The 22347-nt window shown below is 37.7% G+C and carries 24 protein-coding genes and 1 riboswitch; of the genes, 16 read left to right on the top strand and 8 right to left on the bottom strand.

Annotated elements, in window-relative coordinates; genetic code table 11:
• Positions 1-25 precede the first annotated feature (25 nt).
• Entirely contained in the window at positions 26-1210 is a 1185-nt protein-coding gene (locus tag AC4PG8_RS05345) for a class I SAM-dependent rRNA methyltransferase (protein ID WP_492170112.1), read from the top strand.
• A 36-nt stretch (positions 1211-1246) separates the two neighbouring features.
• Here the strand turns inward: AC4PG8_RS05345 and AC4PG8_RS05350 are convergent, their stop codons facing one another.
• Positions 1247-1906 carry an alpha/beta hydrolase gene (locus tag AC4PG8_RS05350; protein WP_492170209.1) on the bottom strand — a complete coding sequence of 220 codons (660 nt, stop codon included), beginning with the start codon at positions 1904-1906 and terminating at the stop codon, positions 1247-1249.
• Between the two features lie 21 nt (positions 1907-1927).
• Positions 1928-2137, bottom strand: coding sequence for a YdbC family protein (locus tag AC4PG8_RS05355; protein WP_003760724.1), 210 nt, complete (start codon positions 2135-2137; stop codon positions 1928-1930).
• A 164-nt stretch (positions 2138-2301) separates the two neighbouring features.
• On the opposite strand from AC4PG8_RS05355, the gene AC4PG8_RS05360 reads away from it, so the two are divergent.
• Positions 2302-3054: a threonine/serine exporter family protein gene (locus AC4PG8_RS05360; protein WP_003729317.1), complete on the top strand. Its 753-nt coding sequence runs from the start codon at positions 2302-2304 to the stop codon at positions 3052-3054.
• Between the two features lie 13 nt (positions 3055-3067).
• A complete protein-coding gene (locus AC4PG8_RS05365) occupies positions 3068-3526 on the top strand; it encodes a threonine/serine exporter family protein (RefSeq protein ID WP_033533337.1) in 459 nt (152 codons plus the stop codon).
• Between the two features lie 53 nt (positions 3527-3579).
• On the opposite strand, the gene AC4PG8_RS05370 is transcribed toward AC4PG8_RS05365, so the two are convergent.
• The 3 genes from AC4PG8_RS05370 to AC4PG8_RS05380 all read right to left on the bottom strand — a co-directional run bounded on the left by AC4PG8_RS05370 (position 3580) and on the right by AC4PG8_RS05380 (position 7634).
• Positions 3580-5043, bottom strand: coding sequence for a MucBP domain-containing protein (locus tag AC4PG8_RS05370; protein ID WP_492170113.1), 1464 nt, complete (start codon positions 5041-5043; stop codon positions 3580-3582).
• Positions 5044-5467: 424 nt separating this feature from the next.
• Positions 5468-6196 carry a GntR family transcriptional regulator gene (locus tag AC4PG8_RS05375; RefSeq protein ID WP_033533339.1) on the bottom strand — a complete coding sequence of 243 codons (729 nt, stop codon included), beginning with the start codon at positions 6194-6196 and terminating at the stop codon, positions 5468-5470.
• 43 nt (positions 6197-6239) lie between these two features.
• The gene (locus AC4PG8_RS05380) at positions 6240-7634 is read right to left on the bottom strand and encodes a glycoside hydrolase family 1 protein (protein WP_492170114.1); all 1395 of its coding nucleotides are present in this window, start codon (positions 7632-7634) and stop codon (positions 6240-6242) included.
• Positions 7635-7754: 120 nt separating this feature from the next.
• Positions 7755-7856: riboswitch (purine riboswitch) on the top strand.
• A gap of 93 nt (positions 7857-7949) precedes the next feature.
• On the opposite strand from AC4PG8_RS05380, the gene AC4PG8_RS05385 reads away from it, so the two are divergent.
• On the top strand, positions 7950-9245 hold the full coding sequence (locus AC4PG8_RS05385; protein WP_003770724.1) for an NCS2 family permease: 1296 nt from the start codon (positions 7950-7952) through the stop codon (positions 9243-9245).
• 41 nt (positions 9246-9286) lie between these two features.
• Here AC4PG8_RS05385 and AC4PG8_RS05390 read toward each other — a convergent pair whose 3' ends face one another.
• Positions 9287-10318 (bottom strand): nucleoid-associated protein, encoded by a 1032-nt coding sequence (locus AC4PG8_RS05390; RefSeq protein ID WP_003760718.1) that lies wholly within the window; start codon positions 10316-10318, stop codon positions 9287-9289.
• Between the two features lie 76 nt (positions 10319-10394).
• Between AC4PG8_RS05390 and AC4PG8_RS05395 the strand changes: the two genes are divergently transcribed.
• Positions 10395-10691: an MGMT family protein gene (locus AC4PG8_RS05395; protein WP_070753551.1), complete on the top strand. Its 297-nt coding sequence runs from the start codon at positions 10395-10397 to the stop codon at positions 10689-10691.
• Here AC4PG8_RS05395 and hisJ read toward each other — a convergent pair.
• Entirely contained in the window at positions 10676-11503 is an 828-nt protein-coding gene (gene hisJ / locus AC4PG8_RS05400) for a histidinol-phosphatase HisJ (protein WP_492170115.1), read from the bottom strand. The two genes, AC4PG8_RS05395 and hisJ, sit on opposite strands and share 16 nt — an antisense overlap.
• A gap of 151 nt (positions 11504-11654) precedes the next feature.
• Between hisJ and AC4PG8_RS05405 the strand changes: the two genes are divergently transcribed.
• From AC4PG8_RS05405 to gdhA, 10 genes are all read left to right on the top strand, one after another.
• Complete coding sequence (locus tag AC4PG8_RS05405; protein WP_492170116.1) at positions 11655-12833, top strand: ATP phosphoribosyltransferase regulatory subunit; 1179 nt, start codon at positions 11655-11657, stop codon at positions 12831-12833.
• Positions 12833-13474, top strand: a complete 642-nt coding sequence (hisG, locus tag AC4PG8_RS05410) for an ATP phosphoribosyltransferase (RefSeq protein WP_003770716.1) — start codon at positions 12833-12835, stop codon at positions 13472-13474. The genes AC4PG8_RS05405 and hisG overlap by 1 nt, the downstream gene beginning before the upstream one ends.
• Positions 13471-14754: a histidinol dehydrogenase gene (hisD, locus tag AC4PG8_RS05415; protein ID WP_492170117.1), complete on the top strand. Its 1284-nt coding sequence runs from the start codon at positions 13471-13473 to the stop codon at positions 14752-14754. The genes hisG and hisD overlap by 4 nt, the downstream gene beginning before the upstream one ends.
• Positions 14755-15339, top strand: a complete 585-nt coding sequence (gene hisB / locus AC4PG8_RS05420) for an imidazoleglycerol-phosphate dehydratase HisB (protein ID WP_033533344.1) — start codon at positions 14755-14757, stop codon at positions 15337-15339.
• Entirely contained in the window at positions 15340-15966 is a 627-nt protein-coding gene (gene hisH, locus AC4PG8_RS05425) for an imidazole glycerol phosphate synthase subunit HisH (RefSeq protein WP_160464173.1), read from the top strand. It abuts the gene before it with no gap.
• The gene (hisA, locus tag AC4PG8_RS05430) at positions 15945-16667 is read left to right on the top strand and encodes a 1-(5-phosphoribosyl)-5-[(5-phosphoribosylamino)methylideneamino]imidazole-4-carboxamide isomerase (RefSeq protein ID WP_160464174.1); all 723 of its coding nucleotides are present in this window, start codon (positions 15945-15947) and stop codon (positions 16665-16667) included. Before hisH ends, hisA begins: the two co-directional genes overlap by 22 nt.
• Entirely contained in the window at positions 16657-17412 is a 756-nt protein-coding gene (hisF, locus tag AC4PG8_RS05435; protein WP_003760706.1) for an imidazole glycerol phosphate synthase subunit HisF, read from the top strand. Before hisA ends, hisF begins: the two co-directional genes overlap by 11 nt.
• Positions 17409-17726, top strand: a complete 318-nt coding sequence (hisI, locus tag AC4PG8_RS05440; protein WP_003760704.1) for a phosphoribosyl-AMP cyclohydrolase — start codon at positions 17409-17411, stop codon at positions 17724-17726. The genes hisF and hisI overlap by 4 nt, the downstream gene beginning before the upstream one ends.
• Positions 17727-18038 (top strand): phosphoribosyl-ATP diphosphatase, encoded by a 312-nt coding sequence (gene hisE, locus AC4PG8_RS05445; RefSeq protein ID WP_185505260.1) that lies wholly within the window; start codon positions 17727-17729, stop codon positions 18036-18038.
• A gap of 533 nt (positions 18039-18571) precedes the next feature.
• Complete coding sequence (gdhA, locus tag AC4PG8_RS05450) at positions 18572-19948, top strand: NADP-specific glutamate dehydrogenase (RefSeq protein WP_045554404.1); 1377 nt, start codon at positions 18572-18574, stop codon at positions 19946-19948.
• Positions 19949-19991: 43 nt separating this feature from the next.
• Here gdhA and AC4PG8_RS05455 read toward each other — a convergent pair whose 3' ends face one another.
• Positions 19992-20897 (bottom strand): magnesium transporter CorA family protein, encoded by a 906-nt coding sequence (locus AC4PG8_RS05455; protein WP_185540320.1) that lies wholly within the window; start codon positions 20895-20897, stop codon positions 19992-19994.
• Between the two features lie 395 nt (positions 20898-21292).
• Here AC4PG8_RS05455 and AC4PG8_RS05460 point away from each other — a divergent pair, with 395 nt between their 5' ends.
• Positions 21293-22333, top strand: coding sequence for a lactonase family protein (locus AC4PG8_RS05460; RefSeq protein ID WP_070753562.1), 1041 nt, complete (start codon positions 21293-21295; stop codon positions 22331-22333).
• Positions 22334-22347: the final 14 nt, after the last annotated feature.

The raw sequence follows: 22347 nt of genomic DNA on the forward strand, positions 1-22347 counted from the left end.
TTATCTTAATGAAAGACGGTGCATGATGAAAAACTCGATAAAACTAAAACTATTTCCTAAGTTTACAAAAGGCTATAAAGAAGGCTATCCTTTAATTCTAAAAGAACGTTTCGAAAAATGGCCAAAAGATCTACAGGAAGGCGATCTAGTAGAATTAATAGATACAAATGGTCAATTTATAGCTCGAGGGTATCACGGAAAACAAAATAAAGGCGATGGCTGGATTTTCACCTGGGATAAACAACAACAACTTGATGAGCACTTTTTAACAACTGTAATTACAGCAGCTATCGAAAAGCGTCAATTTTTATTTGCAGATGATTCAACTACAGCTTTTCGGATTTTCAACGGTGAAGGTGATGGTTTTGGCGGCTTCACTGCTGACTTTTATGACGGCTACCTTGTGATTCAGTGGTATAGCCTCGGCGTATATTCTTTCCAAAAAATGATTTTAGAGATTTTCTTATCTTTTCCAGAAGTTAAAGGTATTTACGAAAAAAGACGTTTCCAAGAAGATACAAAAGATGATTTTGTCGCTGGTCAAAAAGCTACTTTCCCACTGATTATTAAAGAAAATGGCATTAACTACGCTACTTATTTAGATGATGGTTGGATGACTGGAATTTTTCTTGATCAGCGAGACGTACGGAGAAGAATAAGTGAAGACTATGCTGTTTCCAAAAACGTCCTAAACACTTTTTCTTATACTGGAGCATTTTCCGTAGCAGCTCTATTTGGTGGTGCTAGTAAAACCACCAGTGTGGATGTTGCTGGACGGTCACTTAGTAAAACAAAAGAACAGTTAGAAGTAAATGGACTAGATCCAAATTCTCAGGATATTATCGTAGAAGATGTTTTTCACTATTTTAAATATGCTTTACGGAAAAAACTAACTTTTGATTTAGTCGTTGTTGACCCACCGAGCTTTGCGCGCACTAAAAAAGTAACCTTCCGCGCTGCAAAAGATTACCCAGCTATGCTCCGTGAAATCATTGATATTACTGCTCCAAATGGCACCATTATTGCTTCTACAAACTACGCCGGATTTGGGATGAAAGCATTTAAAAAACTAATTGCCGAAGCTTTTCAAACAAGCGATCGCACTTATAAAATTGTCGAAACGCACTCACTTCCAGCAGACTTCACAGTAAATAAAAACTTTCCTGAAGGGAATTATTTAAAAGTTCTTTTCCTCACTTTGGATAAATAAAAAACAGCGACCAATTGCTTGGTCGCTGTTTTGTTATTATTTTTTTATTGGCTGATTTTGGTTTGGCAAGAAACTTTCAAACCAGCTGTATAAGTCGTCTTCTTCAGCTTCGTTAACATTATGGCCTACAAAATAACTATGTTTTTCTACATTACAACCCATTTTCTGGAAAAACTGAGCAATTTCTTCTGCTTCGGCTATTTGAATAACTGCATCCTCAATGCCATGACCGATAAAAATACGTTTATCTTTTAACATTAAATTAGCCGGTCTTTCTTCCAAATAATGTGGCAAACGACCACTAAGTAGCGCAGCAGCTTTATATTGCCCGCCATAACTTTGCATTATAGAGATTGTTAAAACGGCTCCTTGATCAAATCCAACAAGGAAGATTTGATTTTTATCAATGGAAACATAATCATTACAAACCTCATCGATAAATTCTGCTACTCGTAAGCTTGTATAATCAACCTCACGCGGATTTGGATCGCCCTCTGTGACCATATGATAAAATCCATATGTTGGTCCATATTCAACGTCACCGCGCATAGAAACTACTACAAAGCGGTCCATTAATAATTCTAATCGTCCCGCCATATCAAGTTCGTCTCCACCAAAACCGTGAAGTGCGAATATCACTGGAAAAATCTCCCCATCTTTTCTCCCAATTGGCTCATAAATATCATACGCATACATTTTCATTCTTTACACCAGCCCTTAATCTAACAGTTTTTTTAGTGCTTCTGCCTCTTCATCAGTTAGTGTAATCCCTTTTCCCATTTTTTCATGATCCTCTGACCAGTCGCGGATGTCATATTTAGGCGGACGACCGTTCCAGCTGACTTTATTTAATTCCTTCCGCCAACCACGTGCATTTTCGGATAATACGCCTATTTCTTCTATGATTTCATATTCAATATTTGCCAAAATAATCCTTATCCTTTCCGAATCTATATCTACCATACTATCAAATATTTACCCCAAATTACATTGAAACAATCGTGAATTCAAAAAAAGCGCCCTTCCTACTAGAATTTTTGGATTGATTGCGTTACGATTGAGAAGTACTAAAGGGTTGGAGGTGCTTAGTTATGTCGAATGAAACAACAGATTATTTACTGGAAACATGTTTGATGGCCGGTAAAATAATGATGGAAAGTGGTGCAGAAATGTATCGTGTGGAAGATACTATGAACCGCATCGCCACCATCGCTAGTAATAAAAAAGGGATTAGTTTCGTGACGCCAACTGGGCTTTTTATGTCACTTGAAGGTGAGCGTAATGTACAATTACAGCAAATCCCAACAAGAACAATTAATTTAGAAAAAGTATCTATGGTCAATGAATTTTCCAGGGATTTCGCTGAAAAGAGAATTTCCTTAAAAGAATTACATACAAAACTCGTTAATTTAGATAAAGATGTTCGCTACTTCCCTATTTGGTTGCAAATTATTGCTGCCTCACTTGTTAGTGGATCGTTGATGGTTATTTTTGGCGGTGGTTGGTTTGATTTTATTCCAACTTGTATCATTGGTGCGATTGGTTTTATCATTTTTTACTACACGCAGATTTTTATGAAGGTAAAGTTTCTCGCGGAATTTTTAGCTTCATTGAGTGTTGGGCTTTTAGCTGTTTTGACGATTTCAATTGGTTGGGGAATTAATTTAGATACGATGATTATTGGTGGCGTGATGCCGCTTGTTCCCGGGGTACCGATTACGAATGCGGTTCGAGATTTGATTGCTGGGCATTTACTTAGTGGAATGGCACGCGGAACGGAAGCGCTACTTACTTCTTGTGCAATAGGAATTGGAATCGCGGTTGTTTTCCGCTTTTTCTTATAAAGGAGGCGCTATAATGGATTTAGTTTGGACTATTATTATTCAATTAGTGCTGAGTTATGTTGCGACTGTGACGTTTGCGATTATTACAAACGTGCCAAAAAGAGCGCTGAATACTTGTGGTATCACTGGTACATTTGGCTGGATGGCTTATTGGACCTTGATGCAAATGGATTCTGGAACCGGCGCTTCTTCTTTAGCTGGAGCTTTTGTTGTCGCTGTACTCAGTCACTTTTTTGCGAAATATAAAAAATTGCCAATTACGATTTTTAATGTTCCTGGAATTGTGCCACTCGTTCCTGGGGGCCTTGCTTACCAAGCTGTACGGAATTTTGTGTTAGGCGACTACACGGAAGCAATTGGTTTTTCCGTGCAAGTAACAGTGGTTGCTGGCGCTATAGCAGCTGGATTAATGCTCTCGGAAGTATTCAATCATAGTATTAGGGCATTTCGTGGACGTAAAGAACGTATTTAAAAAAGCAATCTCTAGACGAGATTGCTTTTTTATTATCGAATAATTTGATTTACTTATGGCTCAGGAATCATAACCCCATAAACAAGTATCTGATACGTAACCACCACATCTTCGCTAGTCAGTGTTCCTTCGCGATTGGTTGGTATACTTTGGTAGTTTTCCCACCTCTCAATCCCGGTACTACTGAGATCGGCATTTTGCGAAATAACATAGGGGATTTGTTTCCCTTGATCATCCAGTATATTAAAGGTCATTCTTTCCGGTAACGAATATGTTTCCCCTTCTTTAGCTGGAATAACAATATCAGGCACCGCTTCACCTTGATTATAAATTTGTTGATTGTAATTTAATCTCATATGATATTGATCTAAATTAGGATAAATAGGTACTAAATCGCCGTTTTTATAAGTTGTTAAATCCGTTAAAACAAATGGATCCCCATTGCTATCAACAAATTTAATTGTTATTTTAACATCTTGCGCTTCTTTCGTATAGATATACGTTACTTCTATAGCTTGATTAGTGAAAGTACCATTTGCATTGTTTGGCAGTTTCGTTGTATCTAATGTGTATCCATCAATTTGTAATTTGTATTTATCTGTTGAAGCATCATATGGTTCGCCAATATTACCGCTAATTGTTTGTGGATCATGGATTTTGTTTCCATCTTGATCGAGGTATTTAACAGTTACGGTAGCTAAAGGCACTTTTTGATAAACATAAGTAACAACTTGCGCTTTCTCTGTAAAAGTTCCTGTTGTATTTCCGTTCGCTTCTTTTAATTGGTATCCCTCAATATTTTTCGTTGCAGTCTGATATGGTTGGCCAATGTCGCCTTCGAGGGTTTCACTAGTCGCCAGTGAATTTCCTTGTTCATCCTGATAGTTTACAGTTATAGTTCCTTTTTCAACTACGGGCGGTGTATTATTTTTACTTGTGTGTATATATCCTACATACGTATAGCCTTCCATTGATTCGGGTTGTTTCGTTTCTTTCGTTCCTTTTGCAACTGTTTGAGATTCTTGGGTTTTTAAGTTACTATTTTCTGTTGCTTGAACAATCGATCCGACTAACAAACTACTACCGCCAAGGACAACAAGAAATACTAGCAGCTGTTTGGCGTGTCTTTTTTTCAATGTAAGAAGTCCAATACCACTTCCGAATAAAATAAACCCTAGGATGATTAAATAACTATTTGGGCCAACATCTCCCGCTTTTAATAGTGTCCCATTTTGATTTTTATTATTGTCAGAAGTATTATCTGTATTTGTAGTTGGTTCTGATGTGTTTTTTTGATACACAAAGGAATAATTTTCATAATCATTTGTAAGTGTCTCGTTTGGATTTCCTTTGATAATACTATTTTTTTGCGTTTCTGTTAATGTGCTGATATCAATGTAATTATACGTCACATTGCTTGTATCAGTTTCAGCAGCATTCACCGGTGAATTTCCAAAAAGAAAACCTGTGAAAAATAATATTACTGCGAATACGCAAAGAAAGTATTTTTTCTTCATAGTACTATCCCTCCTCATATAACTAATTTCTCATTTTAACTGCTCACTCTCCTAGCAAAAGGAGTACTAAAATAGCACTTAATTGAGCTCAACAATTATATATTAGGCAAAAAACATTATCAATGAGGTTAAATATGTCTATTATGTGAACAAAAATATTTTCTTTAAACTATTAAAATAATCTTATACTAGGAGTAATATTATTTCTTTCCACAGCTCCGTATAGCCTAAACGGTAGAACTATATTTAAAATTTGTGCGTAATTGGGTTAAATATTATATAAGAATCCTAAATTATTATCAAGCGTGTAAATGTGTCTATTTTGTGAACAAATCCATTATTTTATATAGAATTGAACCTAAACTGCTTAGATATTCAAAAAAGACGCTAGACAAAATGATTGCTCACTTTGTCTAGCGTCTTTTCAACGTCTAGCAATATTAACGGTAGTAAACACGAATTTATCATAACGGTGGCGCGATCTGGAAAACTCAAACGCGAGACCGTTGTTTAAATAAACGGTTTGTTCTACTTCGACAACGGGATCATCTGAAGCACAGTCAAGATATTGCTGATCAAGCAGTGTCGCTTTATCCGCGCGAATTTGTTTGTAGGAACTAGCAATTTTTAGGTTCAGTTCATCTTGAATATAAGAGTAAATCGAACCTTCTAAAATTTGCTGGTTAATGCCTGGAATAACCCCAACCGGCATATACGTATGTTCTAGCACATACGGTTCATCTTTCACTAGCCGAACACGAAGAATATCATAGATTGGCGTTTCCATTTCGATATGAAGACGTTCCGCAATTTCTTCTGTTGGAAAGATGACTTTAAACTCAATTACTTTGCTAATGACTTTCTTGCCGTTCAAAAGTTTAGTGAAACCATTTACTTCTTGGTTATGAATCTGCAAACGGTCCGCGTCCAGCGCCGATTTGATAATGAAAGTACCATGCCCGCGTTTACGATATAGTAAGCCTTCAAGTACAAGTACTTCAAGCGCCTTTTTCATTGTCATTCGACTACAATCAAACTCTTTCGCCAAAGTTATCTCATCAGGAATAGGTTGATTAAGCGGATAGGCGTGATTCATAATTCTTTTGCGGATTTCTTCAGCAATAAAGCTATATTTTGTCTGGTTCTGAGCCACGGAAGTTCACCTCTTTACACATAATACTTTTATTTTATCACATTTAATCTTCAAAACCATTGTTTTCTGAAAGTTCTTTGTACCAATGACCGGATGCTTTTACGGTACGTTTGAAATTATTGTCTAAATCAACTTCTACTAAGCCATAACGATTTTTGTAAGCATTCGCCCAGCTCCAGCAATCCATGAATGTCCAAAGATGATAACCATGACAGTTAGAACCTTCTTCAATTGCCTTATGCAGCCATTTCAAGTGACTCTTAATGAAATCGATTCGGTACGTGTCTTCAATCATTCCATCTGCATTACGGTAGCGACTTTCGCCTTCTACACCCATGCCATTTTCAGAAATGAAGAATGGAATATTATCGTAGTTATCGCGCAGATTAATCGCAATATCATAAATCGCTCTTTCGAAAATTTCCCAACCACGATATGGATTCATTTTGCGGTAAGGCATTTCATAATTATCAAAGAGATGTTCCGGCATAAATGGCGCATCCGGGTGAGCTGCGTATTCTTTCGCTTTCACACGACGCGGTTGGTAGTAGTTTACACCAAGAATATCAATAATGTTGTTTTTAATTATCGCCAAATCTTCTTCCGTATATTCTGGAAGCGCGTCATGTTCGCGAATAATTTCTACAAGGTCAGCCGGGAATTCCCCTTTTGTTACTGGGTCAAGGAAACTACGATTGAAAATTAGATCCGCAATATGAGCCGCTTTTAAATCAGCTGGATTTTGGCTTCTTGGATATGACGGTGTTAAGTTTAAAATAATACCGATTTGGCCTTCTGGAATTTCAAGTGCGTGGAATTCTTTTACAGCAAGCGCATGAGCTAAAGTAGTATGGTACCCAACTTGTGTCGCGCGTTTAAAATCAACGACATTCGGATAGTGCATATCGTATAAGTAACCCGCTTCAACAGGAACAATTGGTTCATTAAATGTAAACCAATGTTTCACACGGTCTCCGAATAATTCAAAACAAGTTTTTGCAAAAGTAGCATATGCATCAACTACTTCACGGCTTTCGAAACCACCTTTTTCTTGCATCGACATTGGCATATCAAAATGATATAAATTCATAAATGGTTCAACATTATTTGCAAGCATTTCATCAATAACCCGATTATAAAAATCAACCGCTTTTGGATTCACTTCGCCAATACCATCTGGAATAAGGCGTGACCACTGAATCGATGTACGGAAAGAATTATGCCCTGTTTGTTTCATTAAAGCAATATCTTCTTTATATTGATAGTAAAAATTAGATGTATTCGCAGGACCAACATCATTAAAGAAACGACCTGGTTCGATTTTATACCAGTGATCCCAAATACTTGGTTTTCTGCCATCTACATTTGCTGCGCCTTCTGTTTGTGGGCCTGATGCTGCACTTCCCCACCAAAAATTATCCGGAAATTTATAAGTCATTTTTTTACCTCCAACTATTATTTTATTTTATTATACCTTATTTATTTAAAAGTATAAACTTATTTATGCAAAAGTTTGTTTTTTATTTTTATTTCATTCATGTATTGCCAAAAATCGGCTAATCGTCTACAATAATAAGGTCGTATAAGTTCGGTAATATGGACCGTTCGTTTCTACCAGGCAACCGTAAAATGCCAGGCTACGAGCTATTGTAAAATTTAATTGGGATTTTTTTGCTATTTTTATTTATCATTCCCTTTTTTACCTATGCTCTTTCCGTTATGTGCGACAACATAAATAGGGAGGCTTTTTTTAATGGATAAACTTTTCAAACTACGCGAGAACAAGACGACTGTTCGAACAGAAATACTCGCGGGGCTAACGACTTTTCTGTCTATGGCTTATGTACTTTTCGTCAACCCATCTATGCTTGCAACGACTGGAATGGAATTAAAAGCTGTTTTTGTGGCAACTATTCTTGCGTCAGTCGTTGGTTCACTTGCAATGGGACTTATCGCTAATTACCCAATCGGGCTCGCTCCTGGTATGGGATTAAATGCGTTTTTTGCTTATACGGTTTGTGCGCAGTGGGGTATCCCGTGGCAAACTGCACTAGCTGGCGTACTTGTTTCTGGTCTAGTATTTATTTGTTTAACTCTTTCAGGACTACGCGAAAAAATTGTTAATGCAATTCCAACTGAACTAAAATTTGCCGTTGGAGCTGGAATTGGCTTTTTCATCGCCTTTTTAGGACTAAAAAATGCTGGAATAATCGTACCAAATGATTCGACGATTGTAGCGCTTGGTGACTTACATTCTGGTCCGGTGTTACTTGCTGTTTTTGGGATTATTATAACTGTAGCTTATATGACAATTGGTTGGAAAGGTGCGATTTTCTTTGGGATGGCAACTACTGCCATTGCTGGAATGTTATTTGGATTAATTGACGTGCCAACTCAAGTTGTTTCTTCTGTACCAAGTATGGAGTCAACGTTTGGTCAAGCAATTATTCACTTACCAGATATTTTCACACCACAAATGCTCATTGTTATTTTGACATTTTTCTTTATTGATTTCTTTGATACTGCGGGGACACTTGTTGCGGTTGCGACTCAAGCTGGGTTTGTAAAAGATAATAAAATCCCGCGCGCAGGTCGTTCGCTGTTTTCCGATTCGCTGGCAACAGTTTTTGGTGCGATTTTCGGAACATCAACAACTACTTCTTATGTAGAATCAACTGCCGGTGTTGCGGTTGGTGGTCGAACTGGTTTAACAGCTGTCGTTATTGCTATCTGTTTCTCACTGTCACTATTCTTCTCGCCGCTTCTTGGTGTCATTACAAGTGCGGTTACGACTCCAGCGCTTGTGATCGTAGGGATTTTAATGATTGGCAATGTCGCTCATATTGATTGGACTAAATTTGAAGTAGCTGTTCCATCGTTTTTCGTTATCTTAATGATGGTACTTACTTTCTCTATTGCAACAGGTATCGCGATTGGCTTCATTTTCTACCCAATTACAATGGTACTTAAAGGTCGTTATAAAGAAGTGCATCCAATTATGTATGTGATGATGGTTCTATTTATACTGTACTTTATGTTTGTCGTTTAGACAGCAAAAAAACCGGGGATGCGGAATCCCCGGTTTTTCTTTTAATCGTAATAAACAATCATGTAGTTTTTTCCTTTTTCCTCATCATAGCCTTGAACAAAATCAGTTTCTTCCAGTTGTTCTAAGTCTTTCACGACAACTGAAATATTTTTGCCAAGTTTAATCGTTTTGCGAATTTTTTTCGATAGTTTTTCACGTTTTTCTTCATCTAATTGGAATGTTTCCGGAAAACGGACATTGTTTTCTCGTTCGAAAGTATCGACCATTGTATTGAATTCGGTAATTTCTTCCGGTTTTTCAATTGTCGTACGGGCAAATTCAGCGATATTTAACGTTTCTTCCCCTGCCAAATATTCGCTCGTTGCTTTCACAAAATTCGATTTATCAAGCAGCGACTCTTCCCGTTGTTTAATATAATCCGTACAAACTTCCACAAATCCTTCTGTATAAAATTTTTCATCTGTTATTTTATCAATACTTAAAAACTTATCTTTCCAATAAACAGAATCCCCGCGATTAAGCCGATCTAATATCAAAACTTTATTCCCCGAATCATGGTCGACATTAAAAATCAAGCAACCTTTATCGAGGTCTGTTCCTGTAATACCTTTATCATAACCAATCTGGAACTCGCTACCATTAAAATCATTTTTCAGAAAAACTTCTTTGTTTTCAACTTTGAAGATTCCAATACCATTCGTAAAATCACCATCAACTACGCAACCTTCAATAAAGAAAATCCATACATCACCACTTTTAATATTCGGGTGGGTTGTTTCACTATATAAATGCTCTAAAATTTTCTTAGATTCATCTAAAAACTCTTCTTCCGCCCCAAACATATTTGCCGCAAAAGTCCGGACCTCATTAAAATCCAAATCTGTTTCATGAGAAAATTGATAATAATCGTCTTTCGTAAATGGCTCTAAGAAAATAGAAGCCAAGGTTTGGTTCATTTCTGAGCCAATATCTTGAAGTACATTCGCTGATACTTCTGTTCCTTCTTCTCTCGCTTTATTTCCAGCAAAATGGACCACGAGTTTCGTAATTTTTGCGTAAGAAAAATCTGGCATTTACTAATCATCCTAACTTTTATAAAATAACTATTTCCTGTATACTAAATTTATTATGAACAAACGGAGGTATGTAATGGTTCCAGCAGATTTTGAAGATCGTGTTTATACGGTCGTACGCCAAATTCCACGCGGCAAAGTGACTACATATGGTCAAATCGCCTATATGATTGGCTTTCCAAAAAACGCCAGACTAGTTGGTGCTACACTGAAGCATTCAAAACGTGACCAAATTACGCCATGCCATCGGGTCGTAAATGCAGCTGGCCGACTTGTTCCGAACTGGGAAGAACAGCGTGAACTACTACTGTCAGAAGGGGTTACATTTAAAGAAAACGGACATGTCAAAATGAAAGATCATTTTTGGCAATAAGCGTTGTAGCCACGACCAATATCAGCAACACCGTGTGAATCGGATCCGTACACAAATGGAATCTCTAACGCTCGAGCTAAAGTCACAATTTCTTTCGGTGGATAGGTTTCTTTGCAAAGTGACTTAAATAACCCCGCCGTATTAAAATCAAGCTCGTAACCCCGTTTTTTCACTAAAGCAAGAATCGCCTCAAATTCTGCGATAACTTCCGCCGAAAAATCGCGCCCGTCTGCACCAAAAAACTGTTGAAACTTCTGACACAGCGAAATATGTCCGATTCTCTGCGGTTTAAAAGCTCCTAAATCCGCTTCAATTGACTGTTTGACACCTTCTAAATAAGCAAGTTGCGCTTGTTCAAATCCACCATAAAATTGTACAATTCCTTCATTATAATCTTCCGCTGTAAAATCAATCGAACGAAAGCCACCTTGGCCTTCTAAAAAATGCAGCGATAACACACCATCATCCGTTTGCGGACCATACTCATTCAAAAAATCTCGCGTGAAATCCTCATAACCAATTAAATAATCCACTTCAAACCCAATATGTATTAATAAATCACTCGCATATTTTTTCTTCATCTGGTTCATTTTCTTAAAATAATAAGGCAAATCACTCATCGACATACTTGCCGTTGTGACAGCTTCTTGATTTCCCGCAGTATTTTTCATAAATTCACTCGAAAGCGGCGCGTGCTCAACTATAGAATACTCATCAAAATCCAGTTCAATCGCTTTTAAAATCATTTCTTCCACATCATCATGCGTACCATGTGGACAAAATTCGGTATGCGTGTGCCCGTCTCTTTTCATATTCAACCCTCTTTCAAAATTCTTTTCCCTAAGTACTCTAAATGGTACACTAATTATACCATATGAAACAATTTTTCTATTCATCATTTACAAAAATACTTTAACGTGCTAATATGCTAATAAACTAAAATATTGTAAAGGAGCTAACCAGATGAACTTAAACAAGAACTTGCCAACTGGAACTCGTGATAAGCTCTTTCGCGAAGCACGGGCCTCATACCAGATTGAGCAACAAGTGAATCATTATTTTGCGAAACGTGGATTTAAGCGTATTGAAACACCTGTTATCGAATTTGAAGATGTTTTTTCCTCTGAACATCAAGCTGACGCCAAACTATATCGCTTCTTTGATGAAAAAGGTCGCTTGACGGTACTCAGGCCAGATATGACCCTTCCAATTGGTCGAGTCGTTAGTACAACTGGTGTTACGCTTCCTTTAAAACTTTCCTATAGCGGAAAAATTTTCCGTGCCAATGAAGACTTTGGCGGCGAACAAAACGAACAAACACAAGCAGGAATTGAAATTATTGGCTACCCCTCCATTAAAGCAGAAATGGAATGTATTTTAAGTGGGATTGGAGTTTTAAATGCTCTAGAAATTCCGAATTTTCAAATTGAACTTGGTCATGCGGCGATTTATAGACGTGTAATCCATCTTTTAAACCTACCTGAAACTGCTGAAATGGATTTTCGTCTCCTGATTCAAAATAAAAGTCTCACTGGCATTCAACAATTTGTTACCGAGAATCCAAGTACGCTCGATGATTTTATTCTCGCCTTACCACGTTTATTTGGCCCAGCAACGACTATTTTAAAACAAGCTAAAAATTTAACGACCGATAAAGGAATTTTGACGGCACTAACTGAAATGGAAACTATCGTGGACGCTGTTTCTTACGCAGCAGATATTAGTGTCGATTTAGGACTCGTGCAAGATTTTCATTATTATACTGGTATTATTTTTAGAGGATATGCCGACCTTGCTGCTGATAATTTTTTAAGTGGCGGTCGTTACGATCACTTACTAGAACAATTCACCAGCTCTTCCTCTCCAGCAGTTGGTTTAGCTCTTAATCTCGACTCCCTCACAACCCTACAAAACCGCGCTGGCATCATCAAAAAACAAACTCCAACAACGCTTTTAATCCACTACGACCTAGATGCAATCCAACAAGCAGAAAAACTCATGCAAGAAACACCTAACAGCGAATTAAGTTTTTTTGAAACTCCAACAAATGCCATCTCTTTTGCGAAAAAATGGCAAATTCCGACTGTCGTTCACGTTGCGCGCGATAGTATCCAAACTATTTTTCATAAGGAGGCGGAATAATGAAAGCTTTAAAAATCGCCTTAACAAAAGGTCGACTCGAGAAAGACGCGGTCGCACTTTTAGAAAAAGCGGGTATTGATTGTTCTTCTATGAATGATAAAAAGCGAAAACTGATTTTCCATAGTAGCACCCAACCAATTTCTTTTATTTTAGTAAAAGCTGTTGACGTTATGACCTATGTAAAACACGGTGTTGCAGATATTGGCATTGTTGGTAAAGACGTTCTAATGGAAGCCTCCAAATCGCATTACGAAATGCTCGATCTTGAAATCGGTCAATGTCAGTTTTGCCTAGCTTCTACTCCTGATTTTGACCCAAGTAGCTACCGTCGTAAAATTATCGCAACCAAATACCCAGCTGTTTCTTCTAAATTTTTCCGTGAAAAAGGCGAAGATGTCGAAATCATCAAAATCGAAGGCTCGGTCGAAATTGCTCCTGTACTTGGACTCGCTGACGCTATCATTGATATTGTCGAAACCGGCTCGACTTTAAAAGAAAACGGCTTAGTTATTTATGAAAAAATGTATCCTATCTCCGCCCGACTGATTGTTAATAAAGCTTCCTTAAAACAAAATAAAACACAAATTTTCCAATTAATTGATCAATTAGAACAAGCGATAAAGGAGGAGCAGACGCGATGAAATTTTTAACAGGAACAACGGAGGCAATACTAAACGAACTGAGAGCGGAAAATTCAAGTAATACCTCCGACCAAATCGCAAGTGAAGTAAAAGCAATTATTGAAAACGTTAAAAACACTGGTGACCAAGCCCTGTTCGACTATACGGCAAAGTTCGATGGCGTTGAACTAAATGAATTGCGCGTCCCAAACAGCGACATCCAAATAGCCACAACCAAAGTCGATCCCGCCTTTCTTGAAGCTCTTAAAGAAGCAAAAGCAAACATTGAAAGCTTTCATAATAAACAAAAACAATCAGCTTTCTTAGATAGTGAAAAAGATGGTGTCATTCGCGGTCAAATAATTCGCTCACTAGAAACAGTTGGAGTGTATGTTCCAGGCGGTACAGCAGCCTATCCATCCTCTGTTTTAATGAACGTCCTCCCAGCCAAAATTGCCGGTGTAAAACGAATTGTAATGATTACACCACCTAGCGAAAACGGCATTAACCCATATGTTTTAGCAGCCGCAAATTTGGCAGGTGTCGATGAAATTTATCAAGTTGGCGGTGCGCACGGAATCGCTGCCCTAGCCTACGGTACAGCATCCATTCCTAAAGTAGACAAAATCGTCGGACCTGGGAATGTTTATGTGGCTACTGCTAAGCGTGAAGTGTTTGGCTTAGTCGATATTGACATGATTGCTGGTCCATCTGAAATCGTCGTGCTCGCTGATGAAACAGCTAACCCCGCCTTTATCGCAGCCGACTTACTTTCTCAAGCAGAGCACGATACATTAGCCCGTGCTATTTTAATTACAACCAGTGAAAAAATTGCCCAACAAACAAAAATCGAACTAAATAAACAACTTGAAAATTTACCACGAAAAGCGATTGCTAAAGAAGCTACCGAGTCCCACGGAAAAATTATTATCACAAAGAGCACTGCGGAAATGTTTCATATCATGAATGAAATCGCTCCAGAACATCTAGAAGTACAACTTGAAAACCCAATGAACTACCTTTACCAAATTAAAAATGCCGGCTCCATTTTCTTAGGAAACTATGCATCTGAACCACTTGGCGATTATTTTGCTGGACCGAATCACGTCTTACCAACAAGCGGAACCGCCAAATTCTTCTCTCCACTTGGCGTAGAAGATTTCACGAAACGTTCAGCCTTTATTTCTTATACAAAAGAAGCTCTTGCAAAAGAAAAAGATGCTATCGTACTCCTTGCAAGTAAAGAAGGTCTTGATGCCCACGCCAAAGCCATCCAAATTCGTTTTGAGGAGGAAAATTAAATGAGATCAGCAAGTAAAACAAGAATTACCGGAGAAACTTCTATTGAACTGTCACTTAACCTAGATTCACAAGCGGATTCTACTATATCAACAGGTGTCGGCTTTTTAGACCATATGCTAACGTTATTTGCCAAACATAGCAGAATTACTTTAAATGTAAAAGCAGACGGCGATACATATGTTGATGCACATCATACAGTTGAAGACGTCGGCATTACACTGGGTCTTTGTTTAAAAGAATCACTTTCTGATAAAGCCAGTATTAACCGTTACGGCTCTTCCTATGTGCCAATGGACGAATCACTTGGCTTTTGCGCACTTGATTTAAGTGGCCGCTCCTATCTTGTGTTTGACGCCGAATTAACAAATCCCAAGCTTGGCGATTTTGACACTGAATTAGTAGAAGAATTTTTCCAAGCAGTTGCCTTTAACACAGAAATGAACCTTCATCTTCGCGTCCTTTATGGTAAAAATACACATCATAAAATTGAAGCACTTTTTAAAGCATTTGGTCGTGCTCTTCGCGAAGCAATCACAATAAACCCTGAAATAAAAGGTGTAAATTCTACTAAAGGAGTCCTGTAAATGATTGTTATTATTGATTATGATACAGGAAACACGAAGAGCATCAGCAAAGCACTTGATTTTATCGGTCTTCAAAATAAAATTTCTAGCAACCACGCGGAAATTTTGCAAGCGGATGGCGTTATTTTACCAGGAGTCGGAGCTTTTCCAGAAGCGATGCAAGAACTAGGTCGGCGTGGTCTGGATGTGACGTTAAAAACAATTGCAGAATCTGGCAAACCGATGCTTGGCGTTTGTCTTGGTATGCAACTGCTACTTGAATCAAGCGACGAACATCACTTTACTAAAGGACTCGGTCTCATTCCTGGACATGTCGAAAAACTACCAGATGAACCTGGATTTGCCGTTCCGCACATGGGCTGGAATCAACTTGAAATAAAACGCAGCACCCCGCTCACTAAAAAGCTCGGCGGTGAATATGTCTATTACGTCCATTCCTACTATGCAAATTGTCCAAACGAATACATTATTGCAACTAGCGGTTATTCTGTTGAAGTTCCAAGTATGATAAATAAAGGCAATATTTACGGCGCCCAGTTCCACCCAGAAAAAAGCGGTCAAATCGGGCTTGAAATTTTAAAAGGGTTTAAGGAGGTCACTGAATCATGCAAATCTTCCCAGCAATAGATTTAAAAAATGGACAATGCGTCCGGCTTTTCCAAGGTGATTTTTCCAAAAAAATAATTGTAAATGAAGACCCGATTGCCCAAGCTAAATCATTTGCTAAAAACGGCGCCACCTATTTGCACATTGTTGATTTAGACGGAGCTTTAGAAGGACGTCCCGTTAATCTAGAAATTATCCAACAAATGAAAAAAGCAGCCATGGTTCCGGTCCAAGTTGGTGGCGGTATTCGTAGTATGGCGCAAGTTGATTATTACCTTGAGTCCGGTATTGACCGAGTTATTATCGGTTCAGCTGCACTAACAGACCCAGACTTTTTACAAGCAGCAGTGAAAAAATACGGATCTAAAATCGCAGCTGGTATCGATGCAAAAAACGGCTTTGTTGCAACGAGTGGTTGGTTAAATATCAGCCAAGTAAGCTTTTTAGATTTAGCCAAACAAATGGAAGCGATGAATGTTGAAACCATTATTTATACAGACATTAGCCGTGATGGTACGCTAACTGGGCCAAATTTAGAACAGATGGCCGCACTTCAAAAACACGTTACGCTTAATTTAATTGCCTCTGGTGGCGTTAGCAGTCGCGCTGATTTAGAAGCCCTTAGTGAACTCGGATTATACGGAGCAATTGCTGGAAAAGCCCTTTACAACGGAAATATTTCGATGTCAGACATAGTGGAGGTGGAACAAAGTGCTTACTAAACGAATCATCCCATGCCTTGATGTTACAGCTGGACGCGTAGTTAAAGGAGTTAATTTTGTTTCATTAACCGATGTAGGTGATCCAGTCGAAATTGCCAAAGCTTATAATGAAGCTGGAGCGGATGAACTTGTTTTCCTCGATATTACTGCAACTGTTGAACTACGCCAAACGATGATAGATGTTGTGGAACGAACGGCAGAACAAGTTTTTATTCCACTGACAGTTGGCGGAGGTATAAATAGCGTGAATGATATGAAAGAATTACTTCAAGCAGGAGCAGACAAAATATCGCTTAATTCCGCCGCAATAAAAAGACCCGAACTTATCCAAGAAGGAGCTAACAAATTTGGAAACCAATGCATTGTAGTCGCAATTGACGCTAAATGGAACGGCTCCAATTGGCATGTTTTCACTAGAGGTGGACGCGATGACACTGGATTAGATGCCATTGAATGGGCCAAAAAAGCGACTCAACTTGGCGCCGGTGAGATTCTGTTAACAAGCATGGACGGTGATGGTACGAAAAACGGATACGACATTCCACTCACAAAAGCAATTTCCGAAGCTGTCTCCGTCCCAGTTATCGCTTCAGGAGGATGCGGTAATGCGAGCCATATGGTAGAAGTTTTTGAACAAACAAACGCAACCGCCGCACTCGCTGCCAGTATTTTCCATTACGGTGAACTTAGTATCAAAAACGTCAAAACTACTTTACTTGAAAAAGGAGTGAACATTCGCCCATGAATACCGTTGATTTTTCTAAAGGATTAGTCCCAACGATTATTTTAGATGACCAAAATGGCGAAGTTTTAATGCTCGCCTATATGAATCAAGAAAGCTACCAAAAAACACTTGAAACTGGCTATACTTGGTTTTTTTCACGCTCGAGAAATGAACTTTGGAATAAAGGCGAAACCAGTGGGCACACCCAAAAAGTAAAACAAATTTGGACCGACTGTGATAATGACACTTTGCTTATTCGCGTGATTCAAACAGGCCCAGCATGTCATACCGGTAAAAAAAGCTGTTTTTTCAATCTTATAAAGGAGGACTTTTAAATGCTTAGTGACTTATATGAAGAAATCAAACTTCGCAAAAACCAACCAAAAGAAGGCTCCTACACCAACTACTTGTTCGAAAAAGGATTAGACAAAATTCTAAAAAAAGTCGGCGAAGAAACTACTGAGGTCGTCATCGCCGCCAAAAACAATAATGAAGAGCTCATTTCAGAAATAGCCGACCTAACATACCACTTACTTGTCCTTCTAGCCGAAAAAGACATTCCATTAGAAGATATTAAACAAGAACTTCAAAGCCGAGAAGGAAAGTTAAGCAAAACAAGTGATCGTAAAGAAATTAACGATTTATAAAACATGACATTTTCGTAACCTTAAAGAATACTATTGTAAGAAAAAGCACATGATTTTAAAGAGCATATTTTATATACTTGTTTACGTGGAGGGCTTTTATTTTTTCCCAAAAGAAAGCAAGTAATGTTAGAGCAATAATTCTAGTATCCGAATTAGTCTTATCCCTTGGCTCGCTCTAACGTTATTACTCCCTAATACTCCCTTTAACCGCATCCCCCTGGTGCGGTTATTTTTTATGACATCTCTTGGCAGTTAAGAAATCGCATTAAAAATCCCCCTTCCCTCCAAAATTTTTTCATTAATTACTTAAGCAAACGTTCTCATTAACTTGATTTTAAAAAATTTCTGAAAAATTGGTTTTTATGCTTGAAAATATTCTCAACAATGTGTAAACTAACAACATAGGTAAGAAAAGTTGACCTAATTGATGCAATTAAGCCGATGTTTTTCTCTTTTATAACATCGCTTGTATTTGTATCAGGTTTTCTACTTTTCCTTATAGTCAAAATATTTAAACAAGGAGCGATTATAGTATGGCACAAACATCTACTATCCAAAACGACACTAAGGCAGCCGAAGAATACGCAGCCCGTGTGTTTGAGACAATTAAACAACGGAATCCTGGCGAAACGGAATTCCACCAAGCAGTTGAAGAATTCTTAAACTCTGTTATCCCGGCCCTTGCAAAAGAACCTAAATACGAAGCACACGGTATTTTAGAACAGCTAACAGAACCCGAACGCCTAATTAGTTTCCGAGTTCCGTGGGTAGATGATGCTGGCACAGTACAAGTAAATCGTGGTTACCGCGTTCAATTTAACAGCGCAATTGGCCCTTATAAAGGCGGCCTTCGCTTCCATCCATCCGTTACCGGGAGTATTGTAAAATTCCTTGGTTTCGAGCAAATCTTCAAAAATTCTCTAACCGGTTTACCAATTGGTGGCGGTAAAGGTGGATCTGATTTCAATCCAAAAGGCAAATCAGACGCTGAAGTAATGCGTTTTTGTCAAAGCTTTATGACAGAATTACAAAAACATATCGGTCCAGATACTGATGTTCCAGCTGGTGATATTGGTGTTGGCGGCCGTGAAATTGGTTACTTATTTGGTCAATACAAACGTCTTCGTGGCGCTTATGATGCTGGTACTTTAACTGGTAAAGGTCTATCATACGGTGGTAGTTTAGCTCGTACAGAGGCAACTGGTTATGGTCTTGTTTATTTCACGGTTGAAATGTTAGAAGCAGCTGGTGAATCCATTCGCGGTAAGAAGATTGTTGTTTCAGGCTCTGGTAATGTAGCTATTTATGCAATCGAAAAAGCACATGAACTTGGCGCTAAAGTAGTTGCATGTAGTGACTCTGCTGGTTTTGTTTATGACAAAGAAGGTATTAAAGTAGAAACAGTGAAACAATTAAAAGAAGTAGAGCGTAAACGTATCAGTGAATATGTAACATTGCATCCATCTGCTGAATATTATGCAGGCGGCGATGTGTGGTCTGTTCCATGTGATATTGCCTTACCATGCGCTACTCAAAATGAAATAAATGCCGACCAAGCTCGTGCACTTGTAAAAAACGGTGTAATCGCAGTTGCAGAAGGTGCAAATATGCCATCTACGCTTGAAGCTGTTGATATTTATCACGAAAACAAAGTATTATTTGGCCCAGCAAAAGCAGCCAATGCCGGTGGAGTTGCAGTATCAGCACTCGAAATGGCTCAAAACAGCACTCGCATGAGCTGGACTTTCCAAACAGTAGATGAACACTTACAAAACATTATGAAAGACATTTATAAAAACTCAAGCAATGCTGCAAGCGAATACGGGGCAACTGGTAATTTAGTTGTCGGTTCCAATATCGCAGGTTTCCTAAAAGTTGCAGATACAATGATTGCTCACGGAATTATTTAAATAGAAAAACCCTGCTTTCAGTGTGAAAGCAGGTTTTTTTATGTTATCTCATCAATTTTCGCAATATAAAAGAAAGTCCAAACCACAGTAAAACGCTAATAAAAATTGCAACAATCCATCCAAGTGCATTATGTTCTAATGGAAGTGGCATATTCATTCCAAAAAACCCAGTGATAATCGTTGGCACTGTAAGCAAAATAGACAACGCAGTAAGTATTTTCATCGTATCATTCAAATTATTATTTAAGATGTTATTATATGTACCTGATAGTTGCTGTAATATTTGCGAGCTTAGTTCCGTCATTTCAACCAATTGTCTAGCTTCAATTAGCGCATCCTCAAACTGCTCTTTTTCCACTTCATTTAACTTTCGAAAGATTACATGTGTTTTCATTTGCTCTAATAACGCAGCATTTTGCTTAGAAGCAGACAAAAAGTACACAATCCCTGTTTCTAAATCAGATAAAGAAAGTAAATTTTTCTTCGTCGTTTTGATTTTCAGCTTATCATTAATTGTTTTACGATCAATATCCATCTCTTCCACATACGGAAAAAACGAATCCATAACAAGATATAAACTACTAAATAAAAATTGTAAAATAGTCACATCTTCATTCTCTTTTAAGTATTTATTCATTTTTTTTACAATATATTGGTTGTTTTTATTTGTAATCGTTAGTAACTGTTTATCTTTAATAATGTAAACCATTGGAATTGTTTCATAGTGATTATCGATTTTTCTTTGGTCAGGTACATTAAATACTACTACGAAAGTATCTGTTTTTTGGTCATACTCAAAATGAGCTCGTTCATTTCTATCTAAAGAATAAGCAATGACCTCCTCATCAATATCATATGTAGCATAAATATCTTCTAAGTTGTTAGCTTTATCTGTATTAATGTTAATCCAGTTATATAATTCATTTCCAAAAATTGTTTGAATAGACATGTCTTCCCCTCTCTCCCAGATGGCATAAAAAAAGAGCGCCTCTTCTCTGGCATCTCTACTAAAATATAATTATAGCACAGAACCTGGGAAATTCTGTGCTACAACTATCTTAAAAGGAGTGTTTATTTGCAATAAGCTGTTAAGAACATTTCTATGGGGGAAGTGATTTATTCTTAACTAGCTTATTTCAAATGACAATCTCTATGGGATAAGTATATCTTACATTACTTTTGTTTCCAAGTCAATACTTTTATTACAAAAATATTTCATAAAAGTCTAAAATATGGTTAACTTTATGAAAAGTAATAAAAATGCAATAAACGTGATGTTTTTCTATCTTTTCTTTACTATGCTATAATTGACTAGGAAATATCTTATATATAGGAGGAATAGGCATGTCAAATAATGAAGCAACTGCGTATATTGGTACATACACCAAAGTCGAAAGCCAAGGGATCTATCGCTTAGTAATCGACAAAACTACTGGTGAAATTAAAGAAAATAAATTAGCCGGAAAAATGGATAACCCAACATATCTTAAAATTTCAGATGACGAAAAATTCGTTTACTCTGTAGCAAAAGATGGCGATAAAGGTGGAGTTGCAGCTTTTTCAATTGAAGAAGATGGCTCACTTGCTTTCATTAATCAAGATGTTCAAACAGGTAACCCGCCGTGTTATGTAGATGCTTCAGAAGATGGTTCTATCGTTGTTTCTGCAAACTATCACCTAGGTACAATTGTAAGTTACCCAACAGAAAATGGCGCTTTAAAACCATCTGTTGCAACGATTCAACATACTGGTAAAAGTGTTCACGAACGTCAAGAAAAACCTCATGCTCACTTTGCTGGATTCACTCCAGACCAAAAATATGTTATCACATGTGACCTTGGAACGGACAAAGTAACTACTTACTCCGCTAATTCCGGTAAACTTGAAAAAGTAACTGAATTAGAAGTAAAACCTGGAAGCGGTCCTCGTAACCTTGTTTTCCACCCAAATGCTAAATATGTGTATATCATGACTGAATTAACTTCCGAAGTTATTTTTGCTGAATATGATAACGCAACTGGTAAATTAAACGTTATCCAAACAATCGCTTCTCTTCCAGAAGGATTTGATAAAGAAAATAAAGGTAGCGCCATTCATATTTCTCCAGATGGTCGTTTCCTCTATATTTCTAACCGCGGTCAAGATGCTATCGTAAGCTATGCTGTTGCAGAAAACGGTACTTTAACACTTGCAGCAACAACACCAGTAGAAGGCGTTGGTCCTCGTGACTTTGACCTTAACTATACTGGCGACATTTTAGTTGCAACAAACGAAAACAGCAATAACGTTACTGTTTTTGGTGTCAATAAAGAAACTGGCGCTCTTACTTTACTTCAAAAAGATGTAAAAGTTCCAGAACCAGTTTGTATTAAATTCGTAAAATAATTTAAAAATCCAGA

The organism is Listeria sp. MAN/IMW/UF555 (assembly GCF_058684075.1).